Source organism: Dechloromonas agitata is5, from assembly GCF_000519045.1.
Taxonomy (GTDB): Bacteria; Pseudomonadota; Gammaproteobacteria; order Burkholderiales; family Rhodocyclaceae; genus Azonexus; species Azonexus agitatus.
This window is the reverse complement of record NZ_KI912532.1, coordinates 1144896-1158726: the sequence shown is the minus strand read 5'-3', so window position 1 is coordinate 1158726 and position 13831 is coordinate 1144896. Positions and strand designations below refer to the sequence as shown.

Genomic DNA, 13831 nt, shown 5'->3' with positions numbered 1-13831 from the left:
GTCAATGCACCGTGCACACCATGCACGGGTCAAACGAGCGCACGACGTGTTGCACCGTGGGCGGCGCATCCGGGCCAGCCGGAACGCCGCGTAGCGCCTGTTCGAGCGGGCCGGGCTGGCCGGCGCTGTCGCGGGGGGAGAAGTTCCAGGTGGTTGGCGCGACGATCTGGTAACGCTCGATACGGCCACGGCGGATGCTCAGCCAGTGGCCGAGGCTGCCACGGGCGGCTTCGACGAGGCCGACGCCGCTGGCTTCGTCGGGCATTTCGCCAGCCGTGCAGAAGGGTTCGCCGGGCTGCAGCGCCTGGACCCAGGCTTCCATGGCCGGTACGACCCGCGCCAGTTCGAGCAGGCGGGCGACGACGCGGGCCATGACGCTGCCGCCCTGGCGGGCGATCATGTCGCCGATCAGCGGATGGCCGGCCATGAGCTGGCGAGCCAGCGCGCCGACCTCGAAGGGCTGGCCGGCATAGCGCGGCGCCTTGCACCAGGTGTAGGCCCCGGCCTTGTCGGCATCGACGATCGTTTCGCCCTGCGCCGGATGGCGGGGCGGCGCTTCGACCAGCCAGGTGCGGCCGGTATCTTCGGTGATGGCCAGCGGATCGAAGGGGATCGTCACGCCCCCCTGCCAGGTACCGCTCGGGTACAGGCCGTAGGCGCCGTGCGACAGGAAGGCGTCGCCGGCGCGGCCGATCCGGTCCAGGCCCAGATCGCTGGCCGCCGCCAGAAAAGCGGGGAAATCGCCGGCTCGCCCGGCGGCCCAGGCGAGCAGTTGATCCTGGCTGGCCAGGGCGGCGACGGCGGGCAGCGCATCGCCGAACAGGCGCTTCTCCAGGAAGCTGCGAAACTCGCGCAGCAGGGCGAGCAGGCGCACCCGCTCGCCGGCCGTGATGGCACGGGTGCTGCCGCCCGGCTGGATGGCCAGCGTGTGCGGCCAGCGGCCAGCCAGGAAACCCATCAGCTTGAGGAAATTGGCGCGAGCCGGCAGCACCTCGGCCGCTGCCTCGCCCTGCACGGCGGCGAAGCGCCGTGTCATCGCCGCATGCCAGGGCCGGCTGGCATACGCCGGGCGGGTGAAATCAGGCATGAAGAACAGGTAGAAGTGCGTCAGGTGGTCGGCCACGTTTTCCGTGGCCTGGATCAGGTGCCGGGCGAGTTGGCCGTTCGGTGGCGGGGTCAGGCCCATCGCCTCGGCCAGCGCCGAGGCGGCAGCGGCCGACTGCGCGACCGAGCAGATGCCGCAGATGCGCGGTACGATGGCCAGCGCGTCGAGCGGGGCACGTCCCAGCAGGATTTGTTCGAACCCACGAAACAGCGGCGAATTGACATAGGCGGCCTGCACCCGGCCATCGGCCAGGTCGAGGCTGAGTTCAAGGTCACCTTCGACGCGGTTGAACGGCCCGAGGACGATGCGCGTCACTTGCTCGTCCCTTTCTTGCGCACGGCGGGCAGCACGACCGGGTGATCGGCCACCGCGTTGCTGCGCACCCGCTTCGGCGTGGCCGACTTGGAGAGGGCAGCAAGCGCGACGAACCAGGCCTTCGGCATGTCGGTCGGCAGGCCGACGGGAATGCCGGCCAGCTTGGGCGTTTCCTGGAAGGCATGGCCGGGCGACTCAAAACCCGGCTCGGTACAGGCGATACAGGCGAAGCCACCGCGCAGGCAGGAACCGGCGCCATTCCACGGCCGGATGTTGCAGTCGGCGTGGGCCTGCGTTCCCTTGCAGCCGAGGTTCTCCATCAGGCAGCCGAGGTCGGACGGCTTTTGCGCGCTGGCCTTGAATTCGTAGTATTCGTTGCGGTGACAGCCATGGTGCACCAAACCGCCGGCATAGAGCAGCGGGCGCCCGAATTCGTCGAGGTCAGCCGGTTGCAGACCTTCCAGGGCGGCTTTTTCCAGCGTATCGATGATCCATCCCGGATGCGTCGGACAGCCGGCGATGTTGACCACCGGCAGGCCCTCCGGCGTGCGAAAAGTGGCCCCCAGCAGACCGCCCGGCGTCTGCTCGTCGTACTGCAGGCCGCAGGCTTCGAGGGGATTGCCCGGTGTATTGGCCGAAAAACCGCCGTAGGCCGTACAGGAACCGATGGCAAATACCCAGCGGGCACGCCGGGCGAGGCGCGCAACCCATTCGGTCAGTGGCCGGCCGCTGCCGGCCAGCAGGTGAAAGCGGCCGGTGCCGTTCGGACCGCGCAACATGGCCCCCTCGACGCACAAGGCGTCGAAGGCCAGGCGCCCCTCGGCGCAATCCTCCAGGATGGCCAGCGCTTCCTCGCCGCTTTCCAGAGACAGGCCGGGGTGCCACAGGAATTCGATGCCGGCATCGCGCCATTCGTCGAACAGGGGTCGCGACTCGCCGCAGAGCAGCGATTGGGTACACCCGCCGCAGCCGCCGCTCTGCAGCCAGAGCACTTTCATTCCGCCTGCTCCAGCCCGTAGCGGACCAGTTTGGCGCGCAAACCGACGCGCGACAGGCCGAGTTCGCGCGCCGCCTTCGATTTGTTCCAGCGCAGGCGGATCATCGCCTCCTTCAGCACGTGCATTTCCAGCTGTTCCATGCGCTCCTTGAGGCCGCCGGTCAGGCCATCGGCCCAGGCGAAATCGGCCGCCGGTGTTTCGCCGACCGGCGTGCGCAAGACGCGTGGCGACAGCAGATCGGCACCGAGTACCGGTGTCGTTGCCAGCGCCACCATGCGCAGGATTTCGTTCTGCAACTCACGTACATTGCCCGGCCAACGGTAGGCAGCGATGCAGGCCATCGCCTCCTTCGAGAAGCCGTCGACCGATTTGCCCAGTGCCGCGCAGCTCGAATCGAGCAGGCGGCGGGCGAGCAGCGGCAAGTCCATGGTCCGCTCGCGCAGCGGCGGCACGTGCAGCGAGATGGTGGCCAGCCGGTAGTAGAGGTCTTCGCGGAAGCGGCCGGTGCGCACGTCGTCCTCCAGATCGCGGTTGGTCGCCGCGATGACACGCACGTCCACCGTCACCGGGCGGTTGCTGCCGAGCGGCCGGAACTCGCCCTCCTGCAGGACGCGCAGCAGCTTGACCTGGAAGGCCGGGCTGGTTTCGCCGATTTCATCGAGGAACAGCGTGCCGCCGTCGGCCTGCTGGAAGAGGCCGACCCGGTCATCGACCGCGCCGGTGAAGGCGCCCCGCTTGTAGCCGAACAACTCGGATTCGAGCAGGGTGTCGGGCAGCGCGCCGCAGTTCTCGGTAATGAAGGCCTTGTTGCCCCGCCGGCTTTCGTAATGGATGGCGCGGGCGACCATTTCCTTGCCGGTGCCGGATTCGCCGGTCACCATCACCGACAGGTCGTAAGGCGCGACACGTTGCACCATGTCGCACACTGCATTGATCGGGCTGCCCGGGGCGCGGATCACGGCCGACAGGCCGAAACTGCTTTTCGCCTTTTCCTGCTTGCTGACGACATGGCGCTTGAGCACCGGCTCGGCGGTGCGCAAGTCGAGGCTCAGGCGCTGGTTTTCCTGCTGCAGGCGCCAGACTTCAGCGGCGCGCTGCAGGGTCAACAGCAGTTGCTCGGGTTGCCAGGGCTTGAGCAGGTATTGCCAGATGCCCGCTTCGTTGACCCCGCTGATGATGTCCTCGGCGTCGGTATAGCCGGAGAGGATGATGCGCACGATATCCGGCCAGCGGCTGCGCACCTCCGTCAGAAACTGGACGCCGGTCGTGCCCGGCATGCGCTGGTCGCAGAGCACGATGCGGATGCCGGAACTGAGCTGCTCGCGTTCGAGGATGGCCAAGCCCTCGTCCGCCCCCGAGGCGCAAAAGACATCGAAATCCTCCTCCAGCGTGCGGCGCAACGCTTCCTGCGAACGCACTTCGTCGTCGATGACGAGGATGGCGGGCAATTTGCGCAACGACGTCAGGCTCATTCCGGAATCTTCCAGTCGAGGTCGCGATGCCGGGCCAGGTGGCGCGGCGTCCACGAATGTGGCGAACGGGAGACGAAATGATAGCGCGCGACGTGGTACGAGGGGTCGAAGCCGTAGAAGTTGCGGCGCATTTCGGCCAGCTCTGCCGCGCGGTAGGCAGCCAGCGGCTTTACCGCCTCATCGGCGGCGCGCCGGGCGGCCTTGGCGGCCAGCTGCTGCGCGATATCCGGTGCGGCCGCCAGTTCGGCGGCACGCCGCGCGACATCGACGTTGAATCCCGGACCAGGCAGACAGATATCGTAGAAGCCCCGTCGGACGGCCTCCGGCCCGGTCATCGGCAGGCGATGGCGCATGATGTCCCGGGCGCCCTCGTCGCCGACACGCGGCGGCAGCAGGTAGGTCCAGAATTCCGAGCCGAACAGGTTGCCCATGTTCTTGTAATGCGGGTTGAGCATGACGCCATCGCGCACCCAAACGTGATCGGCGGCCCGCGCCAGGAAGCAGCCGCCGGCTCCGGTGTTGCCGCCCACCGCCGCCACGGTCAGCTGGCTTTCACAGCGCAGGATGGCCTCCGCCAGATCGTCGATGGCGTTGATGTTGGCCCAGGATTCGTCGGCAGGGCTTTCCGCCGCCTCGATGGTGTTCAGGTGAATGCCGTTCGACCAGAAATCGCTGCCGCCGCGCAGGACAATCACGGTGGTTGGCTGCGTCGTCGCCCAACGGAAGGCCTCGGTCAGGCGGCGGCACTGCGCCGTGCTCATCGCGCCGTTGTAGAACTCGAAACTCAGGAAGCCAACGCCAGCCGCCTCTTCGTAGGCGATGTCCTGCCAGGTCGGCACCGGGGCTTTCCACCAGCCGTCGAGCGGCAACTCGGGCAATTCGGCCGCTTCGGGAAAGGCTCGTGTCGCCGGCAGCTTGATGCCGCCCGGGCGCTTGACGTGGCCGACCCAGACCGCACCATCAGCCGTTGCCCGCAGGATGGCCGTTTCCCGGCGGCCGATCAGGCTGCCGGGCTGCCCCTTCAGGGTCGCCTCCGGCCAGGCGTCGAACAGGTGACAGGGCTGACCGAACAGTTCGTCGGCCACGCCGGGGAAACCATCGGCGGCATTCAGCTTGGCCAGCACGACGGCACTCGATTCGTGCGCCCAGTCGATGCGGCGGTCGCCTTGCTGCATCAGCGCATGCGCCGCGCCGGGGACACGCTCCGGCGTGAATTGACCGGACTCGACCCGCTCCACCGCCAACAACACGGCACGAACCGCCGCTTCGGTCACCCGATTGCGGTACAGCGAGGCCTTGCGTGTCGGCACCATCGGGAAGCTCGCCGAAGCCCAGACCGGGCCGGCATCCATTTCGGCTTCGGCCTGCAGGACGGTCACACCCCATTCCTTGAGCCCCCTCTGGATCGCCCAATCAAGCGCCGACGGGCCCCGGTCGCCCGGTACGCCCGGATGCACGATCAAGCAGAGATGCCGCGACCAGACGCTTTCCGGAATGGCGCGCTTCAGGAAGGGCGCTAGTAGCAGGTCCGGCTTGAACAGGGCAACGGCCTCCTCGGTGACCGAGTCGGAAATATCGAACTCGATACTGACCTGGTGGCCCAGTGCCGTCAGTTCGCAATAGAGGCGCTGCGCCAGGCTGTTGAAGCTGTGGGTCAGGAACAGGATTCTCACGATTTACATTTCTTTACAAAACATGTCATTGGCATGGACCTTGTAAAATCGCGGCTTCGGAAGCCATTGTTTTTCAAGGCGCATCGCCCTTATGACTTTGGCGATATTTGTTCTGTAACTCGCCTTGTCTAGGATGCCCTGCATCTGCCCCGCTAATCGAGACTGACGATGCAAGCCCAACGCAAACCCGCCAAACCCCGCGCAACCCGCACCACACGCGCGCCGCGCCCGGAATACATCGCCGCCGTCCGCTATCCGGAAGGTCATAGCGAAATATTCCATATCCGTAATGCCGACAGCTTCGCGGATGCCCGTGAATTGGTTATCTCCGAGGTTGGCGATGTACTTTCCGTCATGATCGCGCTGCGCCACTGATCGATCAGCAAATCCGCGGCAACTGCTCGCCGCTCAACCAGTCCACAATGCGCCGCCCGCCAAAGGCCGTGGTCATCTGCACGAAGTGGTGATCGTCGGCATGAACGCTGCCAATGATCGCTGCATCCCCCCCCAGCGGGTGCGCCTGCATCGCGGCCAATAAGCTTTCCGCATCCGCTTCGGCACAAATCGCCACCAGCTTGCCCTCGTTGGCGACATAAAGCGGGTCCAGCCCCAGAAATTCACAGGCCGCCTCGACCGCCGGCTTCACCGGCAGTGCCTTTTCCTGCAGCATCATGCCGACGCCGGATTGCTTGGCGATCTCATTGAGCGTCGTCGCCAGACCGCCCCGCGTCGGATCGCGCAGCACGCGGATCGCGGCACCACTGGCCCGCATCGCGGCAATCAGGCCATGCAGTGCGGCACTGTCCGACATAATCGGCGACTCGAATCCGAGGCTCTCGCGCTCGGCCATGATCGCCATGCCGTGGTCGCCGAGCGTGCCGGACACCAGGATCACATCCCCCGGCTGCGCATTGCGCCCCGACAGTTCGTTACCCGGCCGCACGACGCCGACGCCGGTCGTCGTGATGAATACCCCGTCCCCCTTGCCGCGCTCGACCACCTTGGTATCGCCCGTCACCACCGGCACCCCGGCCGCCTTGGCCGCTTCGGCCATACTTTGCACGATGCGCGCCAGATCGACGAACTTGAACCCTTCTTCAATGATGAACCCTGCCGATAGATAGAGCGGCTCCGCGCCCATCACCGCAACGTCATTGATCGTGCCATGAACGGACAAGCAGCCGATGTCGCCGCCCGGGAAAAAGAGCGGGGAAACCACATGCGAGTCAGTCGCCATGACCAGCCGGCCTTCGCCGGGATGCGGCAGCAACGCACCGTCATCGCCCTGGGCAAGGTATTCGTTGCCGAGGTGTTTGGCGAACAGTTCCTCGATCAACTGCGCCATCGCCCGGCCCCCTGAGCCATGGGCCATGTCGATCTGGCCGGTTTTGAGGTCGAGGGGGCGGATGTAGGTTTTGCGGGTTTGGGTCATGGTGTGATCACGTTTTTGAAATGTTGTTTTTCGCGCTTGAGGCGCGCCGCAAGCGCGAAAACTCGGGGCCGAACGAGCGACAACTCAAAACGGGGGTCCGGCCCCAATTACCCGGAAATGGCAGACTGCCGCAATCAGGCCACATCCTTATACCGCCCATAGGTGTAATGCGCCGCACATGCCCCCTCCGACGACACCATGCACGAGCCCACCGGATTCTCCGGCGTACAGACCGTCCCGAAGATCTTGCAGTCCTGCGGCCGCTTGACCCCACGCAGGATCGCCCCGCATTCGCAGGCCTTGTGGTCCGGCACCGAGGCATAGCCCAGCGGAAAGCGCTTTTCGGCATCAAATTCGGCGAACGTACCGCGAATGCGCAGTGCGGAGTAGGGCAAAACCCGCAAACCACGCCACTCGAAGGTCTTGCGCATTTCGAACACTTCGGCGACCAGCTCCTGCGCCTTGAGGTTGCCTTCGCGGCTGACGGCGCGGGCGAATTCGTTCTCAACCTCGGCGCGCCCCTCGTTGACCTGACGGATCAGCATCTTGATCGCCTGCATCACGTCGAGCGGCTCGAAGCCGGCGATGACCACCGGCTTGCGGTATTCCTCGGCGAAGAATTCATAGGGCCGGCTACCGATGATGGTCGACACATGCGCCGGGCCGATGAAACCATCCAGCGGCACGGTGCCCCACTGACGGACTTCCGGCGACTCGAGGATGCTGGAGATGGCCGACGGCGTCAGCACGTGGCAGCACAACACCGAGAAGTTCTTCAGCCCCAGCGCCGCCGCCTGCTTGATGGCCACCGCCGTCGGCGGTGTCGTCGTCTCGAAGCCGATGGCGAAGAAGACAACCTGCTTGTCCGGGTTCTTCTGCGCCAGCGCCACGGCATCGGCGCTCGAATAGACCATGCGGATGTCGCCGCCGCGCGCCTTGGCCTTCATCAGCGACAGGCCGTTGGAGGCCGGCACGCGCAGGCAGTCGCCGTAGGTGCACAACGTGACGCCCTGCTCCAGCGCCAGGCGGATGGCCTGGTCGACGCGGCCGATGGGCAGCACGCAGACCGGGCAGCCCGGGCCGTGGATCATCTTGACGTTGGCCGGTAGCAGGTCGGCAACGCCGTAGCGGGAAATGGCGTGGGTGTGGCCGCCGCAGAACTCCATGAAATGGTAGCTGCGCGCTGGATCGGCCTCGGCGCGAATGGCGGCGGCGATGGTTTGCGCGACCTCGCCATCACGGTATTCGTCGATGTACTTCATCAGTGCAAGGTCGGATTGCCGTCGGCCGGGAGTTCTCCCATTTCGGCAAACAGCTTCAGGGTCTTCTCCGCCTCTTCCGGGTCGAGCTTGTTCAGGGCGTAGCCGACATGGACGATCACGTAATCGCCCACGGCCACGCCATCGACCAAGGCGAGCGAGACTTCCTTCTTGACCCCGGCCAGGTCGACCAGGGCGTTGTCGTCAGGGCGCAATTCGACGACCTGAGCGGGAATCGCAAGACACATCCGCCATACTCCTCTGTTGTCGTGATCAGGAACGTTTGCCGGCCAGGCGGCGGAAGAAGCCGCGCCGGCTGACTTCGGGGGTTTCCGCCCGGGTTTCGGGCAATTCAACCGGCTCCGGTTCGGGCGGTGCTGGCGGGCAGAACACCGTCTTGACCGCATCGGCCGCCACGAAGCGCGCCGTGGCCATGTCGGGCAGCTTGTCGACCGGCGCGATCAACGGGCAATACTGGTAGGGGCCGATGTCCGGATCGTCGTCGGCGATGAACTGCATCGTACCGCACGGCAGGTTCAGGTAGCGCCGCTCGCCGGCCGGGATGTCGCCCCACAGCTCGCCCCCGCCATAGACCAGCACCAGATTGAGGAACCACGGCGTGATCATCACGCCCAGCCAGTCACCGTTCAGGCGCTGAAAGCCGACCGCCTCGACAGTGAGGGCCGGATTGACGAAGGGCAGGTCGCGCATCCGGGTTTCCCAGACATGGCGATAATGCGCTTCGAGCCAGGCCGCCGGGTCTTCACCGCGCGGCACAGCCGGGCGGATGGGGGGCGGTTGCAGGGCGGGCTGGCGGATACGTTCAGTCATGCGGGCGGTTGAGATCCTGAAAATGCTGGCTCGGGTCGAAATCGCCTTCCAGCGATGCTGCCAGGGCAGCCAGCGCGTCCTCGATCAGTTGCCGCTGCTCGTCCTCGACCACTTCCTTGGCCAGGCCGAGCGAGGTGAGCACCCAACTGCCCACCGGCTGCGGGCCGATCAGCATCATGTTGATGCGCTCGCGTTGGCCGTCGCGTTCGACCCAGGCGAAATCACCGGCATTGTCGCCGCTGCCTTCCCATTCGACAACGCGCTTCGGGATCGACAGGCACATCAGCCGCGCGCCTCCGCCTGGATGCCCAAGGCCGCCAGTTCGGCCAGCGTCATGGCGACCAACTGCGGCACCTGCGCTGCCACTTCCGGCGACAGTTCCATGCCCAGGCTCATCGACACCGGCTGCATGCCGACGATGGCGATCGCCTTCGGCGCACGGTCGGTGAATTCCAGGCTGGCCAGCACGTCGGACAGGCTGACCTGATGCGGCGACAGCTTGGTCTTGAAAAAGACCGGCACGTCGTCGCCCTTGAGCAGGATGGGTGTGGCCGGCGGCTGATTGGCCCGTACGCAATCGACGACGATCAGCCCATCGAGGTTTTCCAGCTGCTCCAGCATTTCCATGCCGCAGGTGCCGCCGTCGATCACCTCGACTTCCGGCGGCAACACGTAGTCGCGTTCCAGCGCCTCGATGACGCGAACGCCGACCCCCTCATCCGTCAGCAGGATGTTGCCAATTCCCAATACGACGATACGCATGCTCAATTCCAAAAAAACGGGGCGCGAGCATTGTCGCGCCCCCAACGCAGAGTTGATTTGTTGTCGATCAAACGGCCTTGACGGTCACCACCGGGTTGTTCTCCTGATCGACGACATGCACGGCACAGGCCAGGCAGGGGTCGAAGGAATGCACCGTGCGCAGCACTTCCAGCGGTTTCTCGGGATCGGCCACCGGGTTGTCGATCAGGCAGGCCTCGTAGGCGCCCGGCTGATCCTTCTCGTTGCGCGGTGCGGCGTTCCAGGTGGTCGGCACGACGCACTGGTAGTTCTTGATCTTGCCGGAGTCGATGACCACCCAGTGCGACAACACGCCGCGCGGGGCTTCGTGGAAGCCGACGCCCATCTGCTCGCCTTTCGGGAAGACCGGCTTGTTGAAGGTCTTGAGGTCGCCCTTGCCCATGTTGGCGAGCAGCAGATCCCACTGGTTGAGCAATTCATCGACCTGTACCGCGCAGCCGACCGCCCGTGCCGCATGGCGGCCGATGGTCGAATGCAGCGCCTCGACGCCCACCTTGGCACCAGCGACCTTGGACACCAGGTCGAGCGCGGCGGTGGCGTACTTCTTGGTCGGCTCATGGCCGGCGGCCAGCATGTTCAGCACGCGTGGCAGTGGGCCCACCTGCATCGGCTTGCCGTAGAAGGTCGGCGACTTCAACCAGCTGTATTTGCCGTCGTCCTGGAAGTCGGTGTAGTTCGGCGTCGTTTCGCCCTTGTATGGATGCAGCGATTTGTCGTTGCCGGCGCTGTAGTTGTACCAGGAGTGCTTGATCGCTTCCGAGACGCCCTCGGTGAAGTACTTGTCGTTGAAGCTGGTGATCGCCTTGAAGCTCTCCAGCTTGCCGTCGGCGATGTAGCCGCCGGGCAGCGCAAATTTTTCACCCTTGCCGTCGAGCGGGATGTCCGGCACGCACAGGTAATCGGTGATGCCGCGCCCATACTTCGTCCAGTCAGCATAGAAACCGCCGATGGCGCCGACGTCGACCAGATAGACGTTCTTGACGAAGTCTTCCAGCTTCAGCATCCATTCCTTGATCGCCAGCAGGCGCTCGATGGTCAGCACCGACTGCGAGTCGACCGACAGCGGGTTGGCCACGCCACCGACCGCGACGTTCTGGATATGCGGCGACTTCGAGCCGAGAACGGCGACGATCTTGCTGGCAAAACGCTGGATTTCTAGCGCCTGCAGGTAGTGACTGACGGCCAGCAGGTTTACTTCCGGCGTCAGCTTCATCGCCGGGTGACCCCAGTAGCCATTGGTGAAGATGCCGAGCTGGCCGGTGCCGACGAAGCCCTTCAGGCGTTCCTGCACCTTGACGAACTCGGCCTTCGAGTTGCCGCTCCAGTTGGAGAGGCTTTCCGCCAGGCTGGCTGTCTTGGCCGGGTCGGCCTTCAGCGCCGAGGTCACGTCGACCCAATCGAGCGCGGACAGGTGGTAGAAATGCACGATGTGATCATGCACGGCGTGGGCCAGCATGATCATGTTGCGGATGTACTGCGCATTGACCGGGATTTCCAGCTGCAGCGCATTCTCGACGGCGCGTACCGAGGCGATGGCATGCACCGTGGTGCATACGCCGCAGATGCGCTGGGTGATCGCCCAGGCATCGCGCGGGTCGCGGCCGATCAGGATGTTCTCGACACCCCGCCACATCTGGCCGGAGGCCCAGGCCTTCTTGACGCGGCCGCCATCCACTTCGACGTCGACGCGCAGGTGACCCTCGATACGGGTGACCGGGTCGATGGTGACACGTTTGTTCATGTTGTTCTCCTATCCCTGGATTCAGTGGGCCGCTGCGCTGCGCGGCAGCACGGGGAAGCGGCGGGTAATGATGATGTAGCCGAGCACTTCGAGCGCGAACATGCCGATAGTGACCAGCATTTCGGCGATGCTCGGGAAATAGTTCCAACCGTGGTCGACGCCGAGGCCGGTGTCGTAGCCGATCAGGAAGCCATTGACGCGCAACAGCACGCCGCCGAGCATGATCGCCACGCCAGCCAGGAACAGGCGGGCCGGATTGCGCCGGGCGCCGGCGGTGCCGACCAGCAGGTAAGGCAGGACGAAGCAGGCGGTTTCCAACCAGAAGAAGAACGCTTCCAGCGTCGGCTGCAGGGCGTGACCGAATGCGTTGCGCACGACCAGATCACCGAAACGGACGATCAGGAAGACGCTGAGCATGCCGAGCATGACCTTGGCCAGCGGCTGCAGCAGGTGCATCTCGATTTCCATGCGGTAGGCCGACGAGGCGACGCAGGACTCGAAGAGCACCACGCCGTAACCGATGGTGATGGCGGAGAGCAGGAAAAGCAGCGGCACGACCGGCGTCTGCCACAGCGGATTGACCTGCGGCCCCATGACGACGAGCAGCGTGCCGAGCGAGGACTGGTGCATCATCGGCAGCAGGGTGCCCAAAGCGATGAAGAAGAACAGCACCTTCTCCAGCTTCTTCTTCTGCACCTTCATGCCCCACTTTTCCATGAAGACCGGCGAGAACTCGATCCACATCACGATGATGTAGCAGGAGATGCACAGGGCCACCTCGAACATCACCGAATTGGGATTGGCATAGCCCGGCCACAGGATGTGCCAGAAGTTCCACCAGCGACCGAGGTCGAACAGCACCCCGACCCCGGCCAGCGTATAGCCGAACAGGCTGGCCAGCAAGGCCGGACGGACCAGCGGGTGGTACTCGCCGCGATTGAAGATGTACACCAGCATGGCGACCGAGAAACCGCCGCAGGCGAAGGCCGAGCCGATGACGACGTCGAAGACGACCCAGATGCCCCACGGGTAGCCGTCGTTCAAGTTGGTCACGGCACCCAGTCCGAAGATGAAACGGACGAAGAGCACGGCGACCATGGCGGCGATCAGCAGGCTGCAGATCATCACCGGCAGGTTGAACAGCTTGCCGCCGACCGGAGCGGCGGGATGATGGGCACTCATTGCTTGCCTCCCTTCTGGTCATCGTCTTCCGGCACGACATTGCGCTTGGCGACCCAGGTCAGGCCGGCCAATACGGCGATCGGCATGATCATGCCGCCGTACAGCGTGTGCTGGATGGTTTCCGAAGTCGCCGCCGAGGACTTGGGCGGCAGGTCGGGCAGGCCGGCCTTCTGGAAATTGACGGCCGACAGCTTGAGCACCTGCGTGCCGCCGTATTCCTTCTCGCCATAGACGTGCTGCAGATAGGTGCCGGCCACCGCTTCGTAGCTCTGATCGACCAGGCCCTTCCACCGGGCGGCTTCCTCGGCCGTTTCGCCCGGCTTGGGCAGGCGGCCGCGCGGCACGACCAGCTTCTCGCCCGGCTTGGCGGCCAGGCGGCGCTTGGCTTCGGCCAGCAAATCCTCGGTCCGGCCGAACAGCGTGGCACCGGTCGGGCAGACCTCGGCACAGGCCGAGTAATGGCCGTCCTTGTGGCGATGACGGCACAGCTCACACTTGCCGATCTTGCCGGTCGGCGAGTCGTACTGGTACTTGGGAATGCCGAACGGGCAGGCGGCGACGCAGTAGCGGCAGCCGATGCAGGCATCGGCGTCGTAACCGACGATGCCGGTGACCGGGTCCTTGGTCATCGCCGACACCGGGCAGGCCGAGACGCAGGACGGGTCGGCACAGTGCATGCACGAAGTCTTCATGAAGGCGAAGCCGTTTTCCTCGGCGTCCTTCGTTTCCATCGTGCCGTTGCGATACATCTTGATCAGGTTGAAGGTATGGCCGCTGGTATCGAGCGGGCTGTCCCACAACTTGTCCATGGCGGAAAACTCGGCCGGGTTGCCGTTGGCCTGCTTGCAGGCGGCGACGCAGGCCTGACAACCGACGCACAGGGTCGCGTCGTAGAGCAGGCCAAGCCCCTCGGGCGGCCGCTGCAGCGTGTCGCGGGCGCAGGCCGTCTCGGGCAGCACGGCCGAAGCCGCTGCTGCGCCGCCGGCCAGGCAGCCGCGGAGAAAATCGCGTCTACTGGTCAT

General features: G+C 65.2%; 14 protein-coding genes. 1 reads left to right on the top strand and 13 read right to left on the bottom strand.

From position 1 onward, the window contains the following. Position 1: 1 nt before the first annotated feature. The 4 genes from K420_RS0105740 to K420_RS0105725 are packed head-to-tail and all read right to left on the bottom strand — an operon-like array spanning position 2 to position 5563. Positions 2-1420 carry a nickel-dependent hydrogenase large subunit gene (locus tag K420_RS0105740; RefSeq protein WP_027457230.1) on the bottom strand — a complete coding sequence of 473 codons (1419 nt, stop codon included), beginning with the start codon at positions 1418-1420 and terminating at the stop codon, positions 2-4. Further along, on the bottom strand, positions 1417-2418 hold the full coding sequence (locus K420_RS0105735) for an NADH-quinone oxidoreductase subunit B family protein (protein WP_027457229.1): 1002 nt from the start codon (positions 2416-2418) through the stop codon (positions 1417-1419). Before K420_RS0105735 ends, K420_RS0105740 begins: the two co-directional genes overlap by 4 nt. After that, complete coding sequence (locus K420_RS0105730) at positions 2415-3890, bottom strand: sigma-54-dependent transcriptional regulator (protein WP_198293805.1); 1476 nt, start codon at positions 3888-3890, stop codon at positions 2415-2417. Before K420_RS0105730 ends, K420_RS0105735 begins: the two co-directional genes overlap by 4 nt. Then, positions 3887-5563 (bottom strand): hydrogenase maturation protein, encoded by a 1677-nt coding sequence (locus K420_RS0105725; RefSeq protein ID WP_035854554.1) that lies wholly within the window; start codon positions 5561-5563, stop codon positions 3887-3889. Before K420_RS0105725 ends, K420_RS0105730 begins: the two co-directional genes overlap by 4 nt. 168 nt (positions 5564-5731) lie before the next feature. Between K420_RS0105725 and K420_RS20410 the strand changes: the two genes are divergently transcribed. Further along, complete coding sequence (locus K420_RS20410) at positions 5732-5938, top strand: hypothetical protein (RefSeq protein WP_157275024.1); 207 nt, start codon at positions 5732-5734, stop codon at positions 5936-5938. A 4-nt stretch (positions 5939-5942) separates the two neighbouring features. On the opposite strand, the gene hypE is transcribed toward K420_RS20410, so the two are convergent. The 9 genes from hypE to hybA form a co-directional block, all read right to left on the bottom strand. After that, the gene (gene hypE, locus K420_RS0105715; RefSeq protein ID WP_027457225.1) at positions 5943-6995 is read right to left on the bottom strand and encodes a hydrogenase expression/formation protein HypE; all 1053 of its coding nucleotides are present in this window, start codon (positions 6993-6995) and stop codon (positions 5943-5945) included. 134 nt (positions 6996-7129) lie between these two features. Continuing rightward, positions 7130-8257 (bottom strand): hydrogenase formation protein HypD, encoded by a 1128-nt coding sequence (gene hypD, locus K420_RS0105710; RefSeq protein ID WP_027457224.1) that lies wholly within the window; start codon positions 8255-8257, stop codon positions 7130-7132. Further along, positions 8257-8502, bottom strand: coding sequence for a HypC/HybG/HupF family hydrogenase formation chaperone (locus tag K420_RS0105705; protein WP_027457223.1), 246 nt, complete (start codon positions 8500-8502; stop codon positions 8257-8259). Before K420_RS0105705 ends, hypD begins: the two co-directional genes overlap by 1 nt. Positions 8503-8527: 25 nt before the next feature. Beyond that, positions 8528-9085, bottom strand: coding sequence for a [NiFe]-hydrogenase assembly chaperone HybE (hybE, locus tag K420_RS19615; RefSeq protein WP_051452969.1), 558 nt, complete (start codon positions 9083-9085; stop codon positions 8528-8530). Continuing rightward, positions 9078-9368 (bottom strand): HypC/HybG/HupF family hydrogenase formation chaperone, encoded by a 291-nt coding sequence (locus tag K420_RS0105695; RefSeq protein ID WP_027457222.1) that lies wholly within the window; start codon positions 9366-9368, stop codon positions 9078-9080. The genes hybE and K420_RS0105695 overlap by 8 nt, the downstream gene beginning before the upstream one ends. Then, positions 9368-9847 carry a HyaD/HybD family hydrogenase maturation endopeptidase gene (locus K420_RS0105690; RefSeq protein ID WP_027457221.1) on the bottom strand — a complete coding sequence of 160 codons (480 nt, stop codon included), beginning with the start codon at positions 9845-9847 and terminating at the stop codon, positions 9368-9370. The genes K420_RS0105695 and K420_RS0105690 overlap by 1 nt, the downstream gene beginning before the upstream one ends. A 67-nt stretch (positions 9848-9914) precedes the next feature. Next, positions 9915-11627: a nickel-dependent hydrogenase large subunit gene (locus tag K420_RS0105685; protein WP_027457220.1), complete on the bottom strand. Its 1713-nt coding sequence runs from the start codon at positions 11625-11627 to the stop codon at positions 9915-9917. A gap of 21 nt (positions 11628-11648) precedes the next feature. Then, a complete protein-coding gene (gene hybB, locus K420_RS0105680) occupies positions 11649-12809 on the bottom strand; it encodes a Ni/Fe-hydrogenase cytochrome b subunit (protein WP_027457219.1) in 1161 nt (386 codons plus the stop codon). After that, positions 12806-13831 carry a hydrogenase 2 operon protein HybA gene (hybA, locus tag K420_RS0105675; RefSeq protein ID WP_027457218.1) on the bottom strand — a complete coding sequence of 342 codons (1026 nt, stop codon included), beginning with the start codon at positions 13829-13831 and terminating at the stop codon, positions 12806-12808. The genes hybB and hybA overlap by 4 nt, the downstream gene beginning before the upstream one ends.

What these genes read in the sequence shown, in the direction of transcription:
- K420_RS0105735 (WP_027457229.1), bottom strand. Translation starts at nt 2,418, where the DNA reads ATGAAAGTGCTCTGGCTGCAGAGCGGCGGCTGCGGCGGGTGTACCCAA.
- K420_RS0105730 (WP_198293805.1), bottom strand. Translation starts at nt 3,890, where the DNA reads ATGAGCCTGACGTCGTTGCGCAAATTGCCCGCCATCCTCGTCATCGAC.
- K420_RS20410 (WP_157275024.1), top strand. Translation starts at nt 5,732, where the DNA reads ATGCAAGCCCAACGCAAACCCGCCAAACCCCGCGCAACCCGCACCACA.
- hypE (WP_027457225.1), bottom strand. Translation starts at nt 6,995, where the DNA reads ATGACCCAAACCCGCAAAACCTACATCCGCCCCCTCGACCTCAAAACC.
- hypD (WP_027457224.1), bottom strand. Translation starts at nt 8,257, where the DNA reads ATGAAGTACATCGACGAATACCGTGATGGCGAGGTCGCGCAAACCATC.
- K420_RS0105705 (WP_027457223.1), bottom strand. Translation starts at nt 8,502, where the DNA reads ATGTGTCTTGCGATTCCCGCTCAGGTCGTCGAATTGCGCCCTGACGAC.
- hybE (WP_051452969.1), bottom strand. Translation starts at nt 9,085, where the DNA reads ATGACTGAACGTATCCGCCAGCCCGCCCTGCAACCGCCCCCCATCCGC.
- K420_RS0105695 (WP_027457222.1), bottom strand. Translation starts at nt 9,368, where the DNA reads ATGTGCCTGTCGATCCCGAAGCGCGTTGTCGAATGGGAAGGCAGCGGC.
- K420_RS0105690 (WP_027457221.1), bottom strand. Translation starts at nt 9,847, where the DNA reads ATGCGTATCGTCGTATTGGGAATTGGCAACATCCTGCTGACGGATGAG.
- K420_RS0105685 (WP_027457220.1), bottom strand. Translation starts at nt 11,627, where the DNA reads ATGAACAAACGTGTCACCATCGACCCGGTCACCCGTATCGAGGGTCAC.
- hybB (WP_027457219.1), bottom strand. Translation starts at nt 12,809, where the DNA reads ATGAGTGCCCATCATCCCGCCGCTCCGGTCGGCGGCAAGCTGTTCAAC.
- hybA (WP_027457218.1), bottom strand. Translation starts at nt 13,831, where the DNA reads ATGACCAGTAGACGCGATTTTCTCCGCGGCTGCCTGGCCGGCGGCGCA.